The sequence below is a fragment of the Erysipelatoclostridium sp. MSK.23.31 genome (genome assembly GCF_019125875.1).
Taxonomy (GTDB): Bacteria; Bacillota_I; Bacilli_A; order Erysipelotrichales; family Coprobacillaceae; genus Thomasclavelia; species Thomasclavelia ramosa.
In genome coordinates, this window is sequence record NZ_JAHOCB010000056.1 from 1 (window position 1) to 17,307 (window position 17,307).

Below are 17,307 nucleotides of genomic sequence, written 5' to 3' on the forward strand. Positions count from 1 at the left end.
AGAAAAGAGATAGCTTTCGCTATCTCTTAAGCCCCTCCACTATTGACACGGAGCCGTGGAACGTCAATAAAATATGGTGTTGTCAATGATCAGGGAAAAATCATTAATACTGATAAAATCGTAACGCCCGATTCACTAGAAAAAATGTATCAGGCAATGGGTGAGATTTATCATAATTGTAATTATGAAGTAGCGGGAATTGCATTAAGCATGCCAGGTGCCGTTAACAGTGAAGTTGGGAATATTGAAGGAGCAAGTGCTTTAGATTATATCCATGGGCCGAATATCAAAGAGGATCTACAAAAACGCTTCAACACAAAAGTTTCAATTGAAAACGACGCTAACTGTGCAGCATTAGCAGAAGTTTGGAAAGGATCTGGAAGTGATGTGGATGACTGTATGTTCATTGTTAGTGGCACTGGGATAGGTGGTGCTGTTGTTAAGGATCGAATGATTCATAAAGGAAAACATCTTCATGGCGGTGAATTTGGCTATATGGTGGCCTTAAATGATCTTGATAATGATTCCTATATTTCTTGGTCTACTGCAGGATCTACAGTTGCAACAGTAAAAGGGGTTGCTAAAGAATTGGGAGTTGATTATCAAACTTTAGATGGTAAAGTGATTTTTGATCAAGCACAAGATAACCCTATTTATCAAAAATATGTTGATCGGTACTATAGTGTCTTAGCAATGGGGATATATAATCTTCAATATGTCTATGATCCTGAAAAAATTATTATTGGTGGAGCAATTAGTGTACGACCTGATTTAATTGAACAGATTGAAAGTCGTTTAGAAAAAATATATGATAGTATTCCTGTTGCAAAAATTCATCCTAAAGTAGTTAAATGTCGTTTTGGAAATGAAGCAAATTTAATTGGAGCAGTTTATCACTTTATTCATAGCTAGTCATTAAGAATTCATATTATTGTATTAAAATATTATTAAATAAAACAAGGGGAGGTAAAAAAATGAAAAGAGAAGCACCAAAAATCAACACACAGCTAAGAAGCCATACAATTATGGTACCAGAGTGTATCCGCAATGCCAGTGGAATAGTTATTAATGGCAAAAGAATTAAATCATTATTATTCTCAACAGATGTTGCAGTAATATCCAATTGTAATGCTGATGCTGTAATCGCGGTTTATCCATTTACCCCAACCATGCAAATTACTAATTCAATTATCGATGTAGCACAACGTCCTGTTTTTGCGGGCGTTGGCGGTGGAACAACAGCAGGACCTCGAGTACGGGAGATTGCTTTGGATGCAGAATTACATGGTGCAACTGCAGTTGTTTTAAATGCACCTACAAAAACTGAATTTATTCAAGAATTATCTGATTATGTTGATATTCCAGTAGTATTATCAATCGTTTCTTTAGATGAAAATCTTGAGGAACGCATGTTACATTCTGGAGCGACAATTGTTAATGTTTCGGGTGGTAAGAATACTGTTGCAATCGTCAAAGCATTAAGAGAGATTTCTCAAGATTTTCCAATCATTGCTACCGGTGGACCTAATCTTGAAACAATTCAGGCAGTTATTGAAGCAGGTGCAAATGCCATTACATATACACCGCCTTCAAATGGTGAAATTTTTAAAGCGATGATGGAGGACTATCGACAGCGTTGCCAACATCAATGATTTGTTTTGGGTAGATTGATATCTACCTTTTTTGTTGTTCAAACTGGTATTTTATTGTACAATAGTTGCTGAGGTGTAAAAAATGAAACAATATCTAGATATGTGTAAATATGTATTAGAAAACGGAGAAAATCGCGAGGATCGAACAGGAACAGGAACACGTAGTGTTTTTGGATATCAAACTCGTTATGATTTGAGAGATGGTTTCCCGTTGATGACAACTAAAAAAATGTTTTTGCGGCCAATTGCTGAAGAATTATTGTGGTTTATTAAGGGTGATACAAATATCAAGTATTTAGTTGATCGCAATGTCAAAATATGGAATGAATGGCCATATGAAGATTTTAAGAAATCACCTGATTTTAATGGTGAAACAATTGAAGAGTTTGTAGAAAAAATTAAGACAGATGATGAATTTGCAAAAAAACATGGTGATTTAGGGCCGGTATATGGCGCTCAATGGCGTGATTTTAATTATGAAGGGGTTGATCAGTTAGCAAAATTAGTTGATAGTCTGACTAACAATCCTTTTTCAAGAAGACATATTATATGTGCATGGAATCCAGCACAAGTAGATAATATGGCGCTGCCGCCATGTCATGCATTTTTACAGTTTTATGTTAGTGCAGATAAAAAATATCTGTCTTGTCAACTATATCAACGTAGTGCGGATATTTTTTTAGGGGTACCGTTTAATATTGCTTCGTATGCTTTAATGACGGAAATGTTAGCGAGAACTTGTGGATATGAAGCAAAAGAATTTATCCATACGATTGGTGATGCTCATATTTATAAAGATCATTTTGAAGTAGTTAAACAACAAATTGCAAGAGAACCATTACCAAAATGTAAATTAGTATTAAATCCAGATGTGAAATCAATTTTTGATTATAAGATTGAAGATATTAAGATAGAAGATTACCAAAGTCATGGTAAATTAGTTGGAAAGGTAAGTGTATAATGATAAATATAATTGTTGCAACAGATGAGGATCTGTTAATTGGAAAGAAGGATTCACGAAATGGAATGCCTTGGAATGTTCCGGAAGATTTACAACATTTTAAGGCAACGACTTTAAATAAAACAATTTTGATGGGATTGACTACATATCAGGCAATCGGACGTCCTTTGCCTAATCGTAAAACTATTGTTGTTAGTTTTGAACCGTTTGAAGATGAACGAGTAGAAGTGAGAAGCTCATTAGAAGAAGTAATAGAAGAATACCGTAGTAGTGGTGAAGATTTATTTATTTCGGGTGGAGCTTCAATTTATAAACAGTGTTTACCAATTGCAGACCAGTTGTTAATCTCAAGGATTCCTGGAAAACATGAAGGTGAAACATATTTTCCTAATTTTGATGAATACGGTTACAAATTGGTTGCTCAAAAACCATTTGAGACATTTACATTAGAAACATATAAGCGAGGATAATTAAATGAAGAGAATTGCATTGATTGTTATTCGTGTTATTTGGCGGTTACCATATTGGTGGGGATATAAAGTCAATAAGTATAAACATATTGATAAATATTCTGCTGATGAACGCTATGGGTTTATACATCAAGTTGTAGCAATTGTAACACGCAAAGCAAGGGTAGAGCTAGAGTGTTATGGGGTAGAAAATTTACCCAAGAAATCTGGTTATTTTGTTGCCCCTAATCATCAAGGATTGTTTGACCCGCTAGCAATTTTTCAAACCCATAGTCGTCCAATTCGAGCAATCGTAAAAAAAGAATTGGCATCAGTCATTTTAGTAAAGGATGTTATTAAGATGCTGGAATTTATTCCGATGGATCGCAGTAATGTTCGAGAAAGTGCAAAAATCATTAAATATGTTGCTAATGAAGTAGCGGCGGGAAAAAACTTTTTTGTTTTTCCAGAAGGGACAAGAAGTAGAGACGGCAATAATATTTTAGAATTTAAAGGGGGAACTTTTAAAATTGCGACTAAAGCAAAAGCACCAATTGTGCCGGTAGCTTTGATTGATTGTTATAAAGTATTTGATAATAATACGATAAAAAAAACAACAGCTCAAATTCATTATTTAAAACCAATTTATTATGAAGAATATAAAGATCTTCATACTAACGATATTGCCAAATTAGTTCATGATCGGATTGAAAAATGTATTAAAGAAAATGACAAAGGATAGAAATATCCTTTGTTTTATGTTATAATCTATTTAGAAAATATTCTAAATAGATTGGAGTGATGATTGTGGGGTTTGCAGAAACATTTAAGGCACTTTCAGATCCGGTTCGTCGTGAAATATTGGTGTTACTTAAAGATGGTAAACTCTCAGCAGGAGAAATTGCAGGATGTTTTGAAATGACTCAAGCAACAGTATCTTATCATTTATCAAAATTAAAACAAGCAGATTTGATTTTTGAAAATAAATACAAAAATTATATTTATTATGAAATTAATACTTCTGTTTTTGAAGAAGTAATGTTATGGCTTAGCCAATTTGGAGGATTTAAAGATGAAACTTAAAACGGCATTAATTACATGCGGAGTATGTTTGCTGCCGATTCTATTTGGACTAATTATTTATGATTGCTTACCAGCACAAATGCCAATTCATTGGAATATAGCAGGTGAAATAGATAATTATGCTAGTAAAGAGATTTTTGTTTTTCTATTACCGATATTGATGAGTGGAATTCAACTATTGTGCTTGTTTATGATGCAAATGGATCCTAAATACAAGAATTATTCATCTAAGATGTTAAAAATTGTTGTTTGGATAATTCCAACGATAACAATTGTTTTAGAAGCAATAACATATGCAATCGTATTTGGATATGAAATCTCAATTAATATAGTTGTTCCAATATTTTTAGGAATATTATTTGTTATTTTAGGGAATTATTTACCTAAATGTCGTCAAAATTTTACTATGGGCTACCGATTACCATGGACTTTGAATGACGAGGATAATTGGAATAAAACAAATCGTTTAGCTGGGTATGTAATGGTCCTTGGGGGTATTTTAATTATTATTATGAGTTTCTTTGATCTGGCTTTTTGGGCAGTAATTTTGTTTGTTGGAGCGATTTTAATAATCCCTTCAGTGTATTCATTTTTACTCTATCGAAAAAAATAATAAAATAGATGATTCGATACATTTTTATTTAAAGAATTAAATAGAAATGTATCTTTTTAGATGCTTTGTTTTTTTATTTGAAGTACAATAAGAGTAGGAGATGATAATATGGGAAAATTGGAGGATTTACCAAATATTGGTAAGGTAGTAGCACAACAGCTGATACAAGTAGGAATTGATGATCCGATAAAACTGAAAGAAGTTGGAGCAAAAGAGGCATGGTTAAAAATACAGCAAATCGATGAATCTGCATGTATTCATCGCTTATATGCACTAGAGGGGGCAGTTGAGGGAATTAAAAAAACGCAATTAGATTATGAAACGAAAGCAGAATTAAAGCAATTTTATAATGAGCATAAGTTATGAAAATATTAGTTAATGGTATTGAGTTATTTTATGAAATATCGGGTCAGGGACGGCCGCTTATTTTAGTTCATGGTAACGGTGAGGATCATCATATTTTTGATGCATTAGTGGCCAAATTGAAAAATCACTATACTTGTTATTGTGTTGACAGTCGTGGGCATGGTTTAAGTTCTAGTGTAGCTGTATATAGTTATCAATCAATGGCTGAGGACATAATTGAGTTTATTAAAAGCTTAAAATTATCGGAGGTTGCCTATTATGGTTTTAGTGATGGGGGAATCGTCGGATTATTAGTAGCGAGCCAAAGTAAACTGATAAAATATTTAATGATTAGCGGTGCTAATGCTGACCCTGATGGCTTAAAAAATTGGGCTTATTATTTGATGAAAATACAGTATTATTTAAAAAAAGATGTAAAGATTAAAATGATGCTGGAACAACCACATATTAATGAATATCAATTGGCTAAGATAACTGCAAAGACGCTAATTTTGGTAGGAAGTGATGATATGATCAAAGAATCTCATACGTTATATCTCGCTCACAATATAAGTGGAAGTCAACTAATGATCTTGCCTAATGAAAATCATAGTAGTTATATTATTAATAGTGCAAAACTTGCGCCAATTATTTTGGCATTTTTAAAAGTCGCTTAATGAGGTGAATACAATTTTTTGGACGCTAAGTTAGTTATATTATTAATAAGGATTGATTCTTGTTAAGTAGACAAATGAAATAAATAAAAAGTGTGAGATGTTTTACTGATTTGGTGAAATGTCTTTTTTATATCAGTATATAATTATTGTGTAAAATTCTTAAATTATCGAAATACTCTTGAATATGTATATCTTCTTTTATAGGATACTGAGTTGGTTCCTTGACTGTATCTAAAGCTATAAAGCGTACTTCTGGTGGTGTTATATTTTTGAATCGTTCTTGTAACTTTTGTTATTGTAGAAATTTATATAGGAATTAATGGATTCTTTTAATCCTTCATAAACATGAAATTTCTTTAAATCATGCACATTGTGCTTTCCTAGCTTATACCCTTTTGATAATGAAATAAGTAATATTCCTTGTATTTGTTTAATATAGATACCAATTTTTTTGCTCTGTTGTTGGCTTTGCTATAATAAAAACCCCAAAAGTTGGTTATATCCAGCTTTCGGGGTTTGCTTCACAATGTGACTTTTTTAAATAGGTATTTAATTCTTCAATATTTGGTAAGCCTTCGTTATCTCCAAGTGTTTGAACTTGAATCGCGCCAATTGCATTCGCACGAATCAACATATCTTTACTACATAATGCTTCCAAATGACCTGAAATAATTCCTGCTGCAAAGCCATCTCCAGCACCAACTGTATCAATCACTTTTTTTACATTAAATCCAGGAACTGTTAAAGTTTCATTTTTACTGCTGTAATAAGCACCTTGGGAACCAAGCTTTATTACGAGTTCATCACAGCCTAGCTGGTGATAATATACAGCGATTTTTTCAGGATCATCACTGCCCATGAGAATTTTTCCTTCGTTATTGCCTGGTAAGAACATATTACAATATTTGGCCATTTCATTAGTGGTATCGATCATTGTTGTTTGATTAGGCCAAAGAGATGGTCTTAAGTTCGGATCAAATGAAATATAAAGACCGGCTTCACGAGCTTTTTTTACAAGCCTTAAACTAGTTTCTCGAGTTTTAGAAGACAGTGCTAGGGGGATACCTGTAATATGTAATTGGTCAAAGTCATTTAAATTGATTTGATCAATTAGATTAGTGTCAATATTCGAAAAAGCAGAACCTTGACGATAATAGTAAATATCAGGATCACCCTCAATAACTTGATTTTTCATCATCATTCCAGTTGGAAAAAGACTATTATAGTAAACTAATCTTGTATCAATTCCTTCTTGATAAAGCTTTTTTTTAATGTAATGACCCCATGGATCATCACCTAAAACAGTTAAATACGTAGCTTGATGCCCTAGTCTTGTTAATCCGATAGCAACATTAACCTCGGCTCCAGCTAGTGTCTTTTTAAACATCTCGGCTTCATCTAATGAATCATACGATGTTGTTGTAAGCAGAGCCATTGGCTCTCCAAATAGTAATATTTTTTTCATTTTATCCCTCCAGACATAAATGACATTTACAACCGCTTATTAGTTCATTAAAATAGATAAATTCGATTTTATTTTTATGGTTGTAACGAGCAGTTTGCATATCAAAAGTATAACCTTGTTTTTCTAGAAAGAATATTGCCCGTTCAATACTCTTGGTTGACAAACATAGGTGGTGGAGGGAACCACTAGGCGTATCAAACATAAATTCTATTTCATCTACCATTCTTGAAATAGAAAGATTTTTTTGATGAGGACTATTGATTAGAGCCGCTAATTGAGCACCTCGATCACCAGCTCCGATTCCAACATGATGAAATTTAATATCTAGCATGGTTTTAACTGCTTGTTTAGTAATAGCAGTAATTTCATCCCATTTATGTTCTTTAATTAATTCATCGCTGACCATCCAAGTCCCGCCACAAGCAATAATTTTATCAAATGCTAAATATTCAGTTAAATTACTAGTGTTTATTCCGCCGGTTGGCATGAATTTTAAGTTGCAATATGGCGCTGACATTGCCTTGATTGCGGGAAGCCCACCATTTGCTTGAGCTGGAAAGAATTTTACTACATCTAGGCCTAATTCAATCGCCTGCTCCATATCACTTGGGTTGGCACAACCAGGTAAAATAGGAATATCTTTATCAAGACAATATTGAACGGTCTTGGGATTAAGACCGGGTGAAACAATAAATTCACTACCAGCTTCAATTGCTGAATTTACTTGTGCTGGATTTAAAACTGTACCAGCACCAATAATCATTTGTGGACAAGCTTTCTTCATAGCTATAATTGCTTCTTTGGCACATGCAGTTCGGAAAGTTACCTCAGCAACTGGTAGACCGCCTTCGCATAAAGCTTTGGCAAGATATGGAGCATCTTCTAAACACTCTATTTTAATTACTGGAACTATACCATATAATGATATATCGTTGATTATTTTATTCATGTTATTATCCTTTCATTTTTCCGCCATTCATTGGTGAAGTAGCAAGTTTTGTGTAGATTGATAAAATTCCATTTTTATATTTTGGTTCTTTTGGCTTCCATTTAGCATGGCGCTCCTTTAATATTTTTGTAATTTCTTGTGAGGTACGTTGTTTTCCTTCAATTCCAATAATTTCTAATCGACGTTGAGGAACATCAATTTTGATCAAGTCATTTTCCTCGATTAAAGCAATTGGTCCTCCCTCACTAGCTTCTGGTGAGACATGACCAATAACTGGTCCTTTGCTAGCTCCAGAAAAACGTCCATCAGTAATTAGTGCAATACTCTTGGCTAGTTCCTGATCAGAACTAATGGCTTCACCAGTATAGAACATTTCAGGCATTCCACTACCTTTAGGTCCTTCGTAACGAATAAATACTGCATCACCGGGTTTGATTTGTTTTTTGATGATCGCGTCAATGGCTGCCTCTTCGCTATCAAATGGGCGGGCCCTAAGAACAGCTTGCATCATTTCTTGAGGACATGCTGAATGTTTGATTACTGCTCCATCTGGTGCTAAATTCCCTTTTAAAATGGCAATTGTTCCATCTTTTCCAATGGGATCATCATATGGTCTAATAATATCAGTGCTTTTTAGATTGATCTTATCCAAAAATGTTTGGCAATTTTCATAGTAACCATTATTTTTTAATTCTTCCAAATTTTCACCTAAAGTTTTACCAGTAACTGTCATTACATCTAAATTAAGATTCTCTTTAATTGCTTCCATGACCGCTGGAACACCACCCGCATAGTAAAAATATTCAGCCGGGTATTTTCCTGCAGGACGAATATCAAGAAGATAATGTGCATTTTGATGCATCTGATCAAATAAATCAGCATTTAGATCAATTCCAAACTCACTTGCAATAGCTGGTAAGTGTAACAGTGAATTAGTACTTCCAGAAATTGCTGCATGAACCATAATTGCATTTTCAAATGATTTCATGGTGACAATATCGCGAGCTGTTAAATCCATTTTGGCTAATTTAATTATTTGTTTTCCTGCTTTATAGGCCTGCTCTTTTAAATCTTTACAAGTAGCTGGCATTAATGCTGTACCAGGTAACATCAATCCTAATGCTTCGGTCATAATCTGCATTGTTGAAGCAGTCCCCATGAAACTACAAGCTCCACAGCTTGGACAGGCATGATGCTGATAATACTCAAATTGCTCTTTGGAGATTTCACCACGTAAATACATGGCACTATATTTTCCGATTTGTTCTAAGGTTAGCATATCTGGACCAGCTTCCATTACACCTCCAGTTACAAAGATACAAGGATTGTTAATTCTTCCGGCTCCCATTAAGTGAGCGGGCATACCTTTATCACAACTTGCAACAAAAACACTGCCATCAAAGGGAGTTGCATTATTGTGAATTTCAATCATACCAGCAATCATATCTCTAGATGCTAGAGAATAATTGATACCGTCATGCCCTTGTGCCTCACCATCACAAATATCGGTAGTGAAAAATTTTGAGGCTTTAGCACCATGATCATTGATCCCTTTTTCAACCTCATAGACTAGATCTAAAAGACCAACACTTCCGGGGTGGGAGTCACCGTAAGTACTTTCAATCATAATTTGAGGTTTGCTTAGATCGGCAACACTCCATCCAGTACCAATCCTTAGTGGATCAATTTCAGGTGCAATTTTACGTAATTCTTGTGATTTCATTTTATCCTCCTATGACGTATGACGTCTTAAATATAATTTAATTCTAAAAGGCTTGATGATGTTTGTCAATAGCGTTAATTAAAATTGACAAAAATAATAAAATGTGTAAGAATTTATAGGCGAGGCGAGAAAATGAAAAAATTAGGAAGTAAAAAAACGCTGCCAGAGTTGGCAGTAGAGCAAATTATTGGCTATATAAACGAAAATGGTCTTCAACCAGGTGATCAATTACCTAATGAAGTTGACTTAATGAATAAACTTAAAGTTGGACGTGGAACGATCCGTGAAGCGATTAAAAGTCTAAATTCAAAAGGAGTCGTAATAATTAAACGTGGGATTGGAACTTTTGTGGCTGATCAGCCAGGAATCAGTGATGATCCACTGGGGTTTACTTTTGAAACTGATAAAACTAAAGTTTTAATGGATGCTTTGGAGGTCCGATTGTTGATAGAACCGCAAATGATTATTAAAACAATTGATAATATTAGTGCAAAACAACTTAAGGAATTATCAGACTTAGCTGATGAAATTGAAAGCTTAATTAACAAAAATAAAGATTATACTGTACAAGATATTGAATTTCATACTTTATTAGCTCGGGTTAGCGGTAATCGGGTTATTGGAAAATTAATTCCAATTATTGCTGGAGCGATTGAACAAGCTATCGATGTAACTGATAAATCCCTTGTCCAAGAAACAATTATTACACATCGTTTGATTGTTGAAGCTGTTGCTAATAAAGATAAAGAAGGAGCTAGTAAAGCGATGGCTAGACATATCCAAGATAATATTGATATATTAAAGACAATTTAAAAAAAGCTTAGTAAAGATGAGATATCGCCTAAAGTTAGATTCGATAACTAACGATCGGAGATTGATTGAATAAACTAAGCATTTTTATTTATAAGGAAATTACTTACAAATAGATAACTAATCAATGCTGCAAGGAATTTGAATGGGGCATAATAAAGAATAGGGATAACCAAGGGGAAAATATTTAGTAGTACATCGATAATTTACTAATTTATGATAGAAAAAATAACCTAAAGTAATAAAGAAAGAGGCACAGCCAGGCGGCATAAACCGTTGTTAATAAGGATATATAGATTAAAATTAAGTGGTTTGAATAATTTGCTATGAATAACAATTACTTTAATTGCTATGGGTCGGCGGATTAAATTAATACTTTTATTTTCTATGGAACTGATTCTCCTTTTATCTATTGTAGGCACAAAAAAGAAAGCAATTACTATTTGCTTTCTATAAGACGATTAATTCTTTTCTGTTTTTCACTGGTTAAAAGGGCCTCAGGATCATTAAGGTATTGGATTAAAAGGTCAGCATTTTTTATTAATTCGCTATATTTATCATCAATTCTTTCTTTATTTGAATGATTTTTTATTGCTGTTACAATAGTATCTATTTCATTTGCTGAAAAGAGTTCATCTTTTTTTAATAGTTCTGAGGCAATTAAACTACTACGATTAGCGTGATCAAAGCTAGAATTCAATTTATATGTAGCAAGATCATGTAAAATGCCGATTGTTGCAGCAATTTCTATATTTAGGTTATTTTGGATTGCTAGATATTTCATCATTGCAGCAACGCTAAATAGGTGTTCTAAACCATGTTTACGCTTATTACCAAAGCAATTAGTGTTTAAAATTTGATAAACTTCGTCCTTGATTATCTCATATCTTCTCATCGTCTTAACCCCTTTGGAAAAAGATTTTTTACTTGATTGTTACTTTCTTTGTAAAATGCTAATGGATAACCATCGACAAGAATCAAACCATAACCTTTTTGGTTATTACCGATTAGAGTTTCTCCGTGAAGATATTTGGAAATATTTAAATCATCAGCTTTAAAGTTATAATAGCGTTTAACATCTTCTTTTTTTAAAGAAAGAGCCAGAGAATGACTTGGTTCAAAACGCCCTTTTTTACATTCTCCTAAATATAAACCATTACGTAAGACTTTTGTCCCCTTTAGATCTGGGAATTGCGGTAAAATTGCATAAATATGGTTATTAGAATTATATAAATATTGGGGGACTGGAAGGTTTAAGTTATTGTGATAAAATTTAGTAACAAGATTTAATTGATCTTTAGTAACATTCGGTTTTAAGAAATTTATTTTTTTTGTTGAACCATTAGTATGTTTTTTCAAAAGAGCAATAAATTGCCCCTCACCTTTATTAAGATGAGGATACATTCGGACAACTTTATCATTCTGATAACCAGAAGCCATTCCTGGCTGTTTTTTTATTTCTAATAACTCCATTTGTAAATCATTGGTCATATATTTAACTTGATCTTCATTTTCTTCAAGCGAATAGGTACAAGTGGAGTAAATTAGAATACCTTCATCTTTAAGCATTTGATAAGCGCTGTTAATTAAATTTCTTTGAATATAAGCACACTCATTTACTTTTTCAATTGACCAGGTCTCTACTGCTTGATCAAGTTTACGAAACATTCCTTCGCCTGAGCAAGGAGCATCAAGGATGATCTTATCAAAAAAATTATTAAAATACTTTTCTAGTTTAACTGGGTCGCTATTAGTTACAATTGTATTTTGAAGACCAAAACGTTCAACATTTTCAGATAAAATACCAGCTCTAAGTTTATTGATGTCATTAGCAATCATTAAACCAGCACTACTTAACTTACTAGCTGTAAAGCATGTCTTTCCACCAGGCGCGGCACACATATCTAATACATAATCGTCATGATCAAAGTCAAGGCAGTTAGCTACTGCCATAGCACTTGGTTCTTGAATGTAATATAAACCACAGTTAAAATAAGGATGTTTTCCTAACTGATAATTTTCATAATCATAAAAATAAGCATCATTGATGTAGGGATGTTTGGTTAAAAATGCTGAATTTAAATGTTCAATACTTCCATGCTTTAGGGGATTTAAATAAAAACTTTTAATAGGTTTTTGATTTAATGCGGATTCAAATGCAGGATAGTCATTCTGTAAAAGCTTTTGCATTCGTTGTTCAAATAGTTTGTTCATAGTTCACCTCTTTTTTATTATACAAGAATTATAAATAAAAAGACAAGCATCGCTTGTCTTTAATTATTTTTCATTAATAATATGACTTAATTCAGCCAGTCGATTTGCTAAACGGCTTAATTCTTGAATTGGGGCTTCAAGATATAAATCAACATCAATTTTCTTTATTGCTTCTTCGTGTTTAGCGTTTTCTTGTAAACCGACTAATGTTTCTGTTGTAGCGTCTAATGAAGTAGTAATTTCATTTAATTCGCTAATAATGTTTTCATATTCCATAATATTACTTCCTTTGTCCATAATTTTGTTCATCCCTATATTTTATACTAAAAATACGTTATTTTTATTCATTCGTCAATAGATATTCTAAAATTACTAAAACAAGTGAAGAATAAGTTTGATTAAAATTTTTTTCTATGACGTAAAAAGTGTTGATATAGAGACAGTTTTTTTACTTGAATTTAATAAAAATATTTTTTTGTTAAATTCATTTAAATTTAGTATTGCTTTTATTAAAAGAATTCTTTATAATTAATTCTGTTAGTTGCCGTTGTAGGCACATGGTTATATGTGAAATGACAATTTTGCCAGAATGTCATATTTATATATAGCATAAATTTATTTTGCCCGAGTGATGAAATTGGTAGACATGAACGACTCAAAATCGTTTGGTTTATACCATGTCGGTTCGAGTCCGACCTCGGGTACCATTGAAATAATAGCCGATACTGCTGTATTGGCTTTTTTTTATAAATATGTATATAAGTGCACTATGTTTTATACAATAACACTAGTCATCTAATTAATTGGCCAATTGAATTGGATAACTTCTACATCTTTATTATTACATCATATGACAGTGATTTTTGTCGTTTTTTGGTTTAATAGGTTATTTTTTAAAGTTGTTTGGAAATGTGATTTAAATATGATACTATTAGGCTGACAGTGAAAGAGGGATAAATAATTATGAAAGTATTAAATGTTGGATCGTTAAATATTGACCATACATATCAGTTAGAACGAATTGTTGCCCCAGGAGAGACAATTACATCTAAACAAATGAGCGTATATGCTGGTGGAAAAGGTTTGAATCAGTCAATTGCTATAGCTCGAGCAGGGATAGAGGTATATCATGCTGGTAAAATCGGGATTGATGGACAGTTTTTGATTGAACTTTGCAATGATAGTGGAGTGAATTCTACTTTTATTGAAACTGGCGTGATACCTACCGGTAATGCTATTATTCAAGTAACTTCGCAAGGACAAAATAGTATTATTTTGTATCCTGGAGCTAATCGAAGTTTAGATAAAGCTTGGATTGACAAAGTTCTGACTGAATTTAGTAAAGGGGATATATTATTACTGCAAAATGAAGTCAATTTAATCGATTATTTAATTATTGAAGGTAAAAAGAAAGGGATGAATATTTTTTTAAATCCTTCACCATACGATGAGTATATTGATAAATGTGATTTATCATTAGTCAATACTTTTTTAATGAATGAAGTTGAAGGTGCCCAAATTACTGGATGTTATGACCCCGAGTGTATTTTAACAAGAATGAAAAATCTTTATCCACAGGCTAAAGTTGTTTTAACTCTGGGACAAGATGGAGTATATTTTCAAGATAAGGAGCAGCGCGTGTATCAACCCGCACGAACGGTCAAAGCGGTAGATACAACTGGAGCTGGAGATACTTTTACAGGATATTATATAGCTGCTGTAATTGAAGGTAAAAGTGCAATTGAAGCATTGACTTTTGCTACTAATGCCGCTGCGTTAGCAGTCATGAAAGCTGGCGCTGCAAATGCAATTCCAAAACGTCACGATGTTGAAAAATACTAGGATGATTTGATGGATAGGTAATGAAGAAAGTAGTGAAATAAGATGAATAATAGTAGAACCAGAGAAGAATTATTTTTATTTAGGGATTTGGCAAAAACAAATATGACTGAATTCGAACAATTGATTTCTATTTCAATTGGAGCAGTTGGAAAAATTGTTTATGATCCACAGTTTACAGTAATATATTGTAGTGAGGGAATTTCTAAATTGATTGGAGTTGATTTTATTGGCAGTGGTGAAAGATATTTTTCGAGCAGTCAGTTTATTCATGACGATGATCGTGAATATGTATATCAAGAAATCGGCAAGTATGTTAATTCTAAAGAGCAATTTAGTTTGAAATATCGTTTAAAATGTTCAAAGGGTAAAGAAGCTTGGGTGCAAGCTAAAGGAATTTTTTTAGATGAATTATATGAGGATAAAGACCCTATAATGTATATGGTTTATACTGATATTACGCCATTAGTAGAAGCTAATGAGCGCCTAGAACAAGAAATTCAACGGTATCAGATTTTTACTGAGTTTGTTCAAGAATGCTTTTTTGATTATGAAATTGGATATGATAGTTTGATGTTTTATGGAAGTGATGTTAATGATAAAAATGATCAAGAAAACTGGTATAATATTTGGAGAATAAACAAACGATTAATTTTAGAACATTTTTACCAAAATAATCATCATCTTGATAATGATCTAGAAGTTGATTTAATCGATAAAAGTAAATGCTGGTGTCATTTTCGTGCGAAAGGAATTTATAATACTTATCACGATTTAGTTAGAATCGTTGGAACAATGAAAAATATCCAGTCGGAAAAAGAGCGGGAATCAAGACGCAAAGAGTATGAAGAAAAATTAAAAAATAAGGCACATTATGATCATATGACAGGTTTGCTAAATCGTTTTGCATGTGAAACAATTGTTAATCAAGTGTTAGATGAAGGATTGGAAAATGTAACAGGAGTAGTAATTGATGTTGATAACTTTAAAGAAATAAATGATCTACATGGTCATTATATTGGTGATCAAGTTTTGATTAAAATAGGTGAATTATTTCAAAAATATTGTCGCAGTGATGATATTGCTGCGCGTCTTGGGGGTGATGAATTTTTCTTGATGTTTCTTGGGCTTATGCAGCAAGATACGATTCGAGCAAGATTACAAACAATGCATCAAGAGATTCATAATATTGCTCGAGAGCTAAAACTAAAAGTACCAGTATCTGTTAGTATGGGAGTTACTAAAATATATTCAACGGATAAAACCTTTGATGATATTTATGTCCGAGCTGACGAAACAATGTATCAAGCAAAATTATCAGGCAAAAATACATTGATTTGTTTTAATGAGGAATAATAAAACCTTAACAGATAAATAAAATTATCGTTAAGGTTTTTTTCGAAACATCTTTTGTTGCTTGGCTAGATCAGACTGGCTAACTAATTTCTTTATTTCTTGAACAAATTCTTGCTGCTGAATCGGTGTGAGACGATGATAAATATTGATTAATTCATAATTATGAATATATATTTGAGATTTTTCAGCTTCATAACATTCGTCACCGATTGCGCTTAAATAGCCAGATTGACTTAATAGATCAACTAAACTCATTTCAAAAGCGTGAGCTATTTTAACAAGTGATGGTAAAGAAATATTATAAGAAACGCCACGATTTCCTAATTCGATATTACTAATGGAGGATGCTGATAAACCGGTTATTTTTTCTAATTTGGATTGCGACCAGCCTTTTGAAAGGCGAGTACTTTTTATATATTTACCAATTAATGCTATATCAATATTTTCCATAATACGCCTCCTTTTAACAAGATTATAACGTACTTAAACTATTGTGACCGCCAGAATTATGTAGACTTATATGGACTATAAAATAGAAATAAAAAAACTTTTTATTAAAAAAGATTGACATTATTCATTCTATTGTATACAATGTTTTCAACAACATCTGATATAAATACTGTGAAAAGAAATAGTAGGTATTCAAAATAGTTTAGAGAGCTCTTGGCTGGTGTAAAAGAGTCTATTAGAGAATATTGAATTCATCTTGGAGTAGAGGACTGAATCGTTAGTAGTAGGTCTCTCCGGCAACACCCGTTAACGTGTAAGAGTATGAACTATTTGATTAGCGTACTCGATGAGGTTAGTGTAGCAATACATTAATAAATTAAGGTGGTATCACGAAGCATAAGCTCTCGTCCTTTTATAGGAAGAGAGTTTTTTATTTATATACAGAGTTGAAATAAAACAAAAGGGGATAGAAAAATGATTATTGTAATGAAAATGACAGCGACAGAAAAAGATGTCGAAAAAGTATCAAAAATGGTTACTGACAAGGGGTTAAATGTTAGTGTTGTAAATGGAACTGGTCAATCAGTTATCGGAATTATTGGGGATACAACTCAAATTGATCCTAAAGCAATTGAAGTAGATGAAGCAGTTGATCATGTAATGCGTGTATCTGAGCCATATAAACTTGCTAACCGGGCTTTTCATCCTGATGATACGATCG

General features: G+C 32.7%; 19 protein-coding genes, 1 tRNA gene, 1 pseudogene and 1 other annotated feature. Of the genes and pseudogenes, 14 read left to right on the top strand and 7 right to left on the bottom strand.

The window, feature by feature from the left end; translation table 11 throughout:
- Positions 1–42: 42 nt before the first annotated feature.
- The 9 genes from KSU54_RS16670 to KSU54_RS16710 all read left to right on the top strand — a co-directional run bounded on the left by KSU54_RS16670 (position 43) and on the right by KSU54_RS16710 (position 5,780).
- Positions 43–912: an ROK family protein gene (locus tag KSU54_RS16670; RefSeq protein ID WP_217746741.1), complete on the top strand. Its 870-nt coding sequence runs from the start codon at positions 43–45 to the stop codon at positions 910–912.
- 62 nt (positions 913–974) lie between these two features.
- A complete protein-coding gene (locus KSU54_RS16675; RefSeq protein ID WP_003537938.1) occupies positions 975–1,652 on the top strand; it encodes a hypothetical protein in 678 nt (225 codons plus the stop codon).
- A gap of 82 nt (positions 1,653–1,734) precedes the next feature.
- Complete coding sequence (locus tag KSU54_RS16680; RefSeq protein ID WP_003537939.1) at positions 1,735–2,613, top strand: thymidylate synthase; 879 nt, start codon at positions 1,735–1,737, stop codon at positions 2,611–2,613.
- Complete coding sequence (locus tag KSU54_RS16685; RefSeq protein ID WP_003537940.1) at positions 2,613–3,083, top strand: dihydrofolate reductase; 471 nt, start codon at positions 2,613–2,615, stop codon at positions 3,081–3,083. Before KSU54_RS16680 ends, KSU54_RS16685 begins: the two co-directional genes overlap by 1 nt.
- Positions 3,084–3,087: 4 nt before the next feature.
- Positions 3,088–3,804, top strand: a complete 717-nt coding sequence (locus KSU54_RS16690) for a lysophospholipid acyltransferase family protein (RefSeq protein WP_008792999.1) — start codon at positions 3,088–3,090, stop codon at positions 3,802–3,804.
- A 59-nt stretch (positions 3,805–3,863) separates the two neighbouring features.
- Positions 3,864–4,145 carry an autorepressor SdpR family transcription factor gene (locus KSU54_RS16695; RefSeq protein WP_003537942.1) on the top strand — a complete coding sequence of 94 codons (282 nt, stop codon included), beginning with the start codon at positions 3,864–3,866 and terminating at the stop codon, positions 4,143–4,145.
- A complete protein-coding gene (locus KSU54_RS16700; protein WP_003537943.1) occupies positions 4,135–4,758 on the top strand; it encodes an SdpI family protein in 624 nt (207 codons plus the stop codon). The genes KSU54_RS16695 and KSU54_RS16700 overlap by 11 nt, the downstream gene beginning before the upstream one ends.
- Positions 4,759–4,866: 108 nt before the next feature.
- Positions 4,867–5,124: a TfoX/Sxy family protein gene (locus KSU54_RS16705; protein WP_003537944.1), complete on the top strand. Its 258-nt coding sequence runs from the start codon at positions 4,867–4,869 to the stop codon at positions 5,122–5,124.
- The gene (locus tag KSU54_RS16710; protein WP_003537945.1) at positions 5,121–5,780 is read left to right on the top strand and encodes an alpha/beta fold hydrolase; all 660 of its coding nucleotides are present in this window, start codon (positions 5,121–5,123) and stop codon (positions 5,778–5,780) included. Before KSU54_RS16705 ends, KSU54_RS16710 begins: the two co-directional genes overlap by 4 nt.
- Before the next feature lie 496 nt (positions 5,781–6,276).
- Here KSU54_RS16710 and KSU54_RS16715 read toward each other — a convergent pair whose 3' ends face one another.
- Genes KSU54_RS16715 through ilvD form a run of 3 tightly spaced genes read right to left on the bottom strand, consistent with a single transcriptional unit; the run spans position 6,277 to position 9,917 of the window.
- A complete protein-coding gene (locus tag KSU54_RS16715) occupies positions 6,277–7,245 on the bottom strand; it encodes a sugar kinase (protein ID WP_003537947.1) in 969 nt (322 codons plus the stop codon).
- Between the two features lies 1 nt (position 7,246).
- Complete coding sequence (gene eda / locus KSU54_RS16720; protein ID WP_003537949.1) at positions 7,247–8,194, bottom strand: bifunctional 4-hydroxy-2-oxoglutarate aldolase/2-dehydro-3-deoxy-phosphogluconate aldolase; 948 nt, start codon at positions 8,192–8,194, stop codon at positions 7,247–7,249.
- A 4-nt stretch (positions 8,195–8,198) separates the two neighbouring features.
- Positions 8,199–9,917 (bottom strand): dihydroxy-acid dehydratase, encoded by a 1,719-nt coding sequence (ilvD, locus tag KSU54_RS16725; protein ID WP_003537950.1) that lies wholly within the window; start codon positions 9,915–9,917, stop codon positions 8,199–8,201.
- Between the two features lie 132 nt (positions 9,918–10,049).
- Between ilvD and KSU54_RS16730 the strand changes: the two genes are divergently transcribed.
- Positions 10,050–10,730, top strand: a complete 681-nt coding sequence (locus KSU54_RS16730) for a FadR/GntR family transcriptional regulator (RefSeq protein ID WP_003537951.1) — start codon at positions 10,050–10,052, stop codon at positions 10,728–10,730.
- Between the two features lie 436 nt (positions 10,731–11,166).
- Here KSU54_RS16730 and KSU54_RS16735 read toward each other — a convergent pair whose 3' ends face one another.
- The 3 genes from KSU54_RS16735 to KSU54_RS16745 all read right to left on the bottom strand — a co-directional run bounded on the left by KSU54_RS16735 (position 11,167) and on the right by KSU54_RS16745 (position 13,238).
- Positions 11,167–11,622 (bottom strand): HD domain-containing protein, encoded by a 456-nt coding sequence (locus KSU54_RS16735; protein WP_003537952.1) that lies wholly within the window; start codon positions 11,620–11,622, stop codon positions 11,167–11,169.
- On the bottom strand, positions 11,619–12,941 hold the full coding sequence (locus KSU54_RS16740; RefSeq protein WP_003537953.1) for an RsmF rRNA methyltransferase first C-terminal domain-containing protein: 1,323 nt from the start codon (positions 12,939–12,941) through the stop codon (positions 11,619–11,621). Before KSU54_RS16740 ends, KSU54_RS16735 begins: the two co-directional genes overlap by 4 nt.
- Positions 12,942–13,004: 63 nt before the next feature.
- Complete coding sequence (locus KSU54_RS16745) at positions 13,005–13,238, bottom strand: hypothetical protein (RefSeq protein ID WP_008793004.1); 234 nt, start codon at positions 13,236–13,238, stop codon at positions 13,005–13,007.
- A gap of 325 nt (positions 13,239–13,563) precedes the next feature.
- On the opposite strand from KSU54_RS16745, the gene KSU54_RS16750 reads away from it, so the two are divergent.
- From KSU54_RS16750 to KSU54_RS16760, 3 genes are all read left to right on the top strand, one after another.
- A tRNA-Leu gene (locus tag KSU54_RS16750) sits at positions 13,564–13,648 on the top strand.
- 256 nt (positions 13,649–13,904) lie between these two features.
- Positions 13,905–14,783, top strand: coding sequence for a ribokinase (locus KSU54_RS16755; RefSeq protein WP_003537956.1), 879 nt, complete (start codon positions 13,905–13,907; stop codon positions 14,781–14,783).
- A gap of 42 nt (positions 14,784–14,825) precedes the next feature.
- Positions 14,826–16,136 carry a bifunctional diguanylate cyclase/phosphodiesterase gene (locus KSU54_RS16760; RefSeq protein WP_117792531.1) on the top strand — a complete coding sequence of 437 codons (1,311 nt, stop codon included), beginning with the start codon at positions 14,826–14,828 and terminating at the stop codon, positions 16,134–16,136.
- Between the two features lie 30 nt (positions 16,137–16,166).
- Here the strand turns inward: KSU54_RS16760 and KSU54_RS16765 are convergent, their stop codons facing one another.
- Positions 16,167–16,586 (bottom strand): helix-turn-helix domain-containing protein, encoded by a 420-nt coding sequence (locus tag KSU54_RS16765; RefSeq protein ID WP_003537960.1) that lies wholly within the window; start codon positions 16,584–16,586, stop codon positions 16,167–16,169.
- A gap of 162 nt (positions 16,587–16,748) precedes the next feature.
- Positions 16,749–17,001: a binding site (T-box leader), on the top strand.
- Between the two features lie 59 nt (positions 17,002–17,060).
- On the opposite strand from KSU54_RS16765, the pseudogene KSU54_RS16770 reads away from it, so the two are divergent.
- Positions 17,061–17,307 (top strand): annotated as a pseudogene (locus tag KSU54_RS16770) (3-deoxy-7-phosphoheptulonate synthase); the annotation flags it as partial.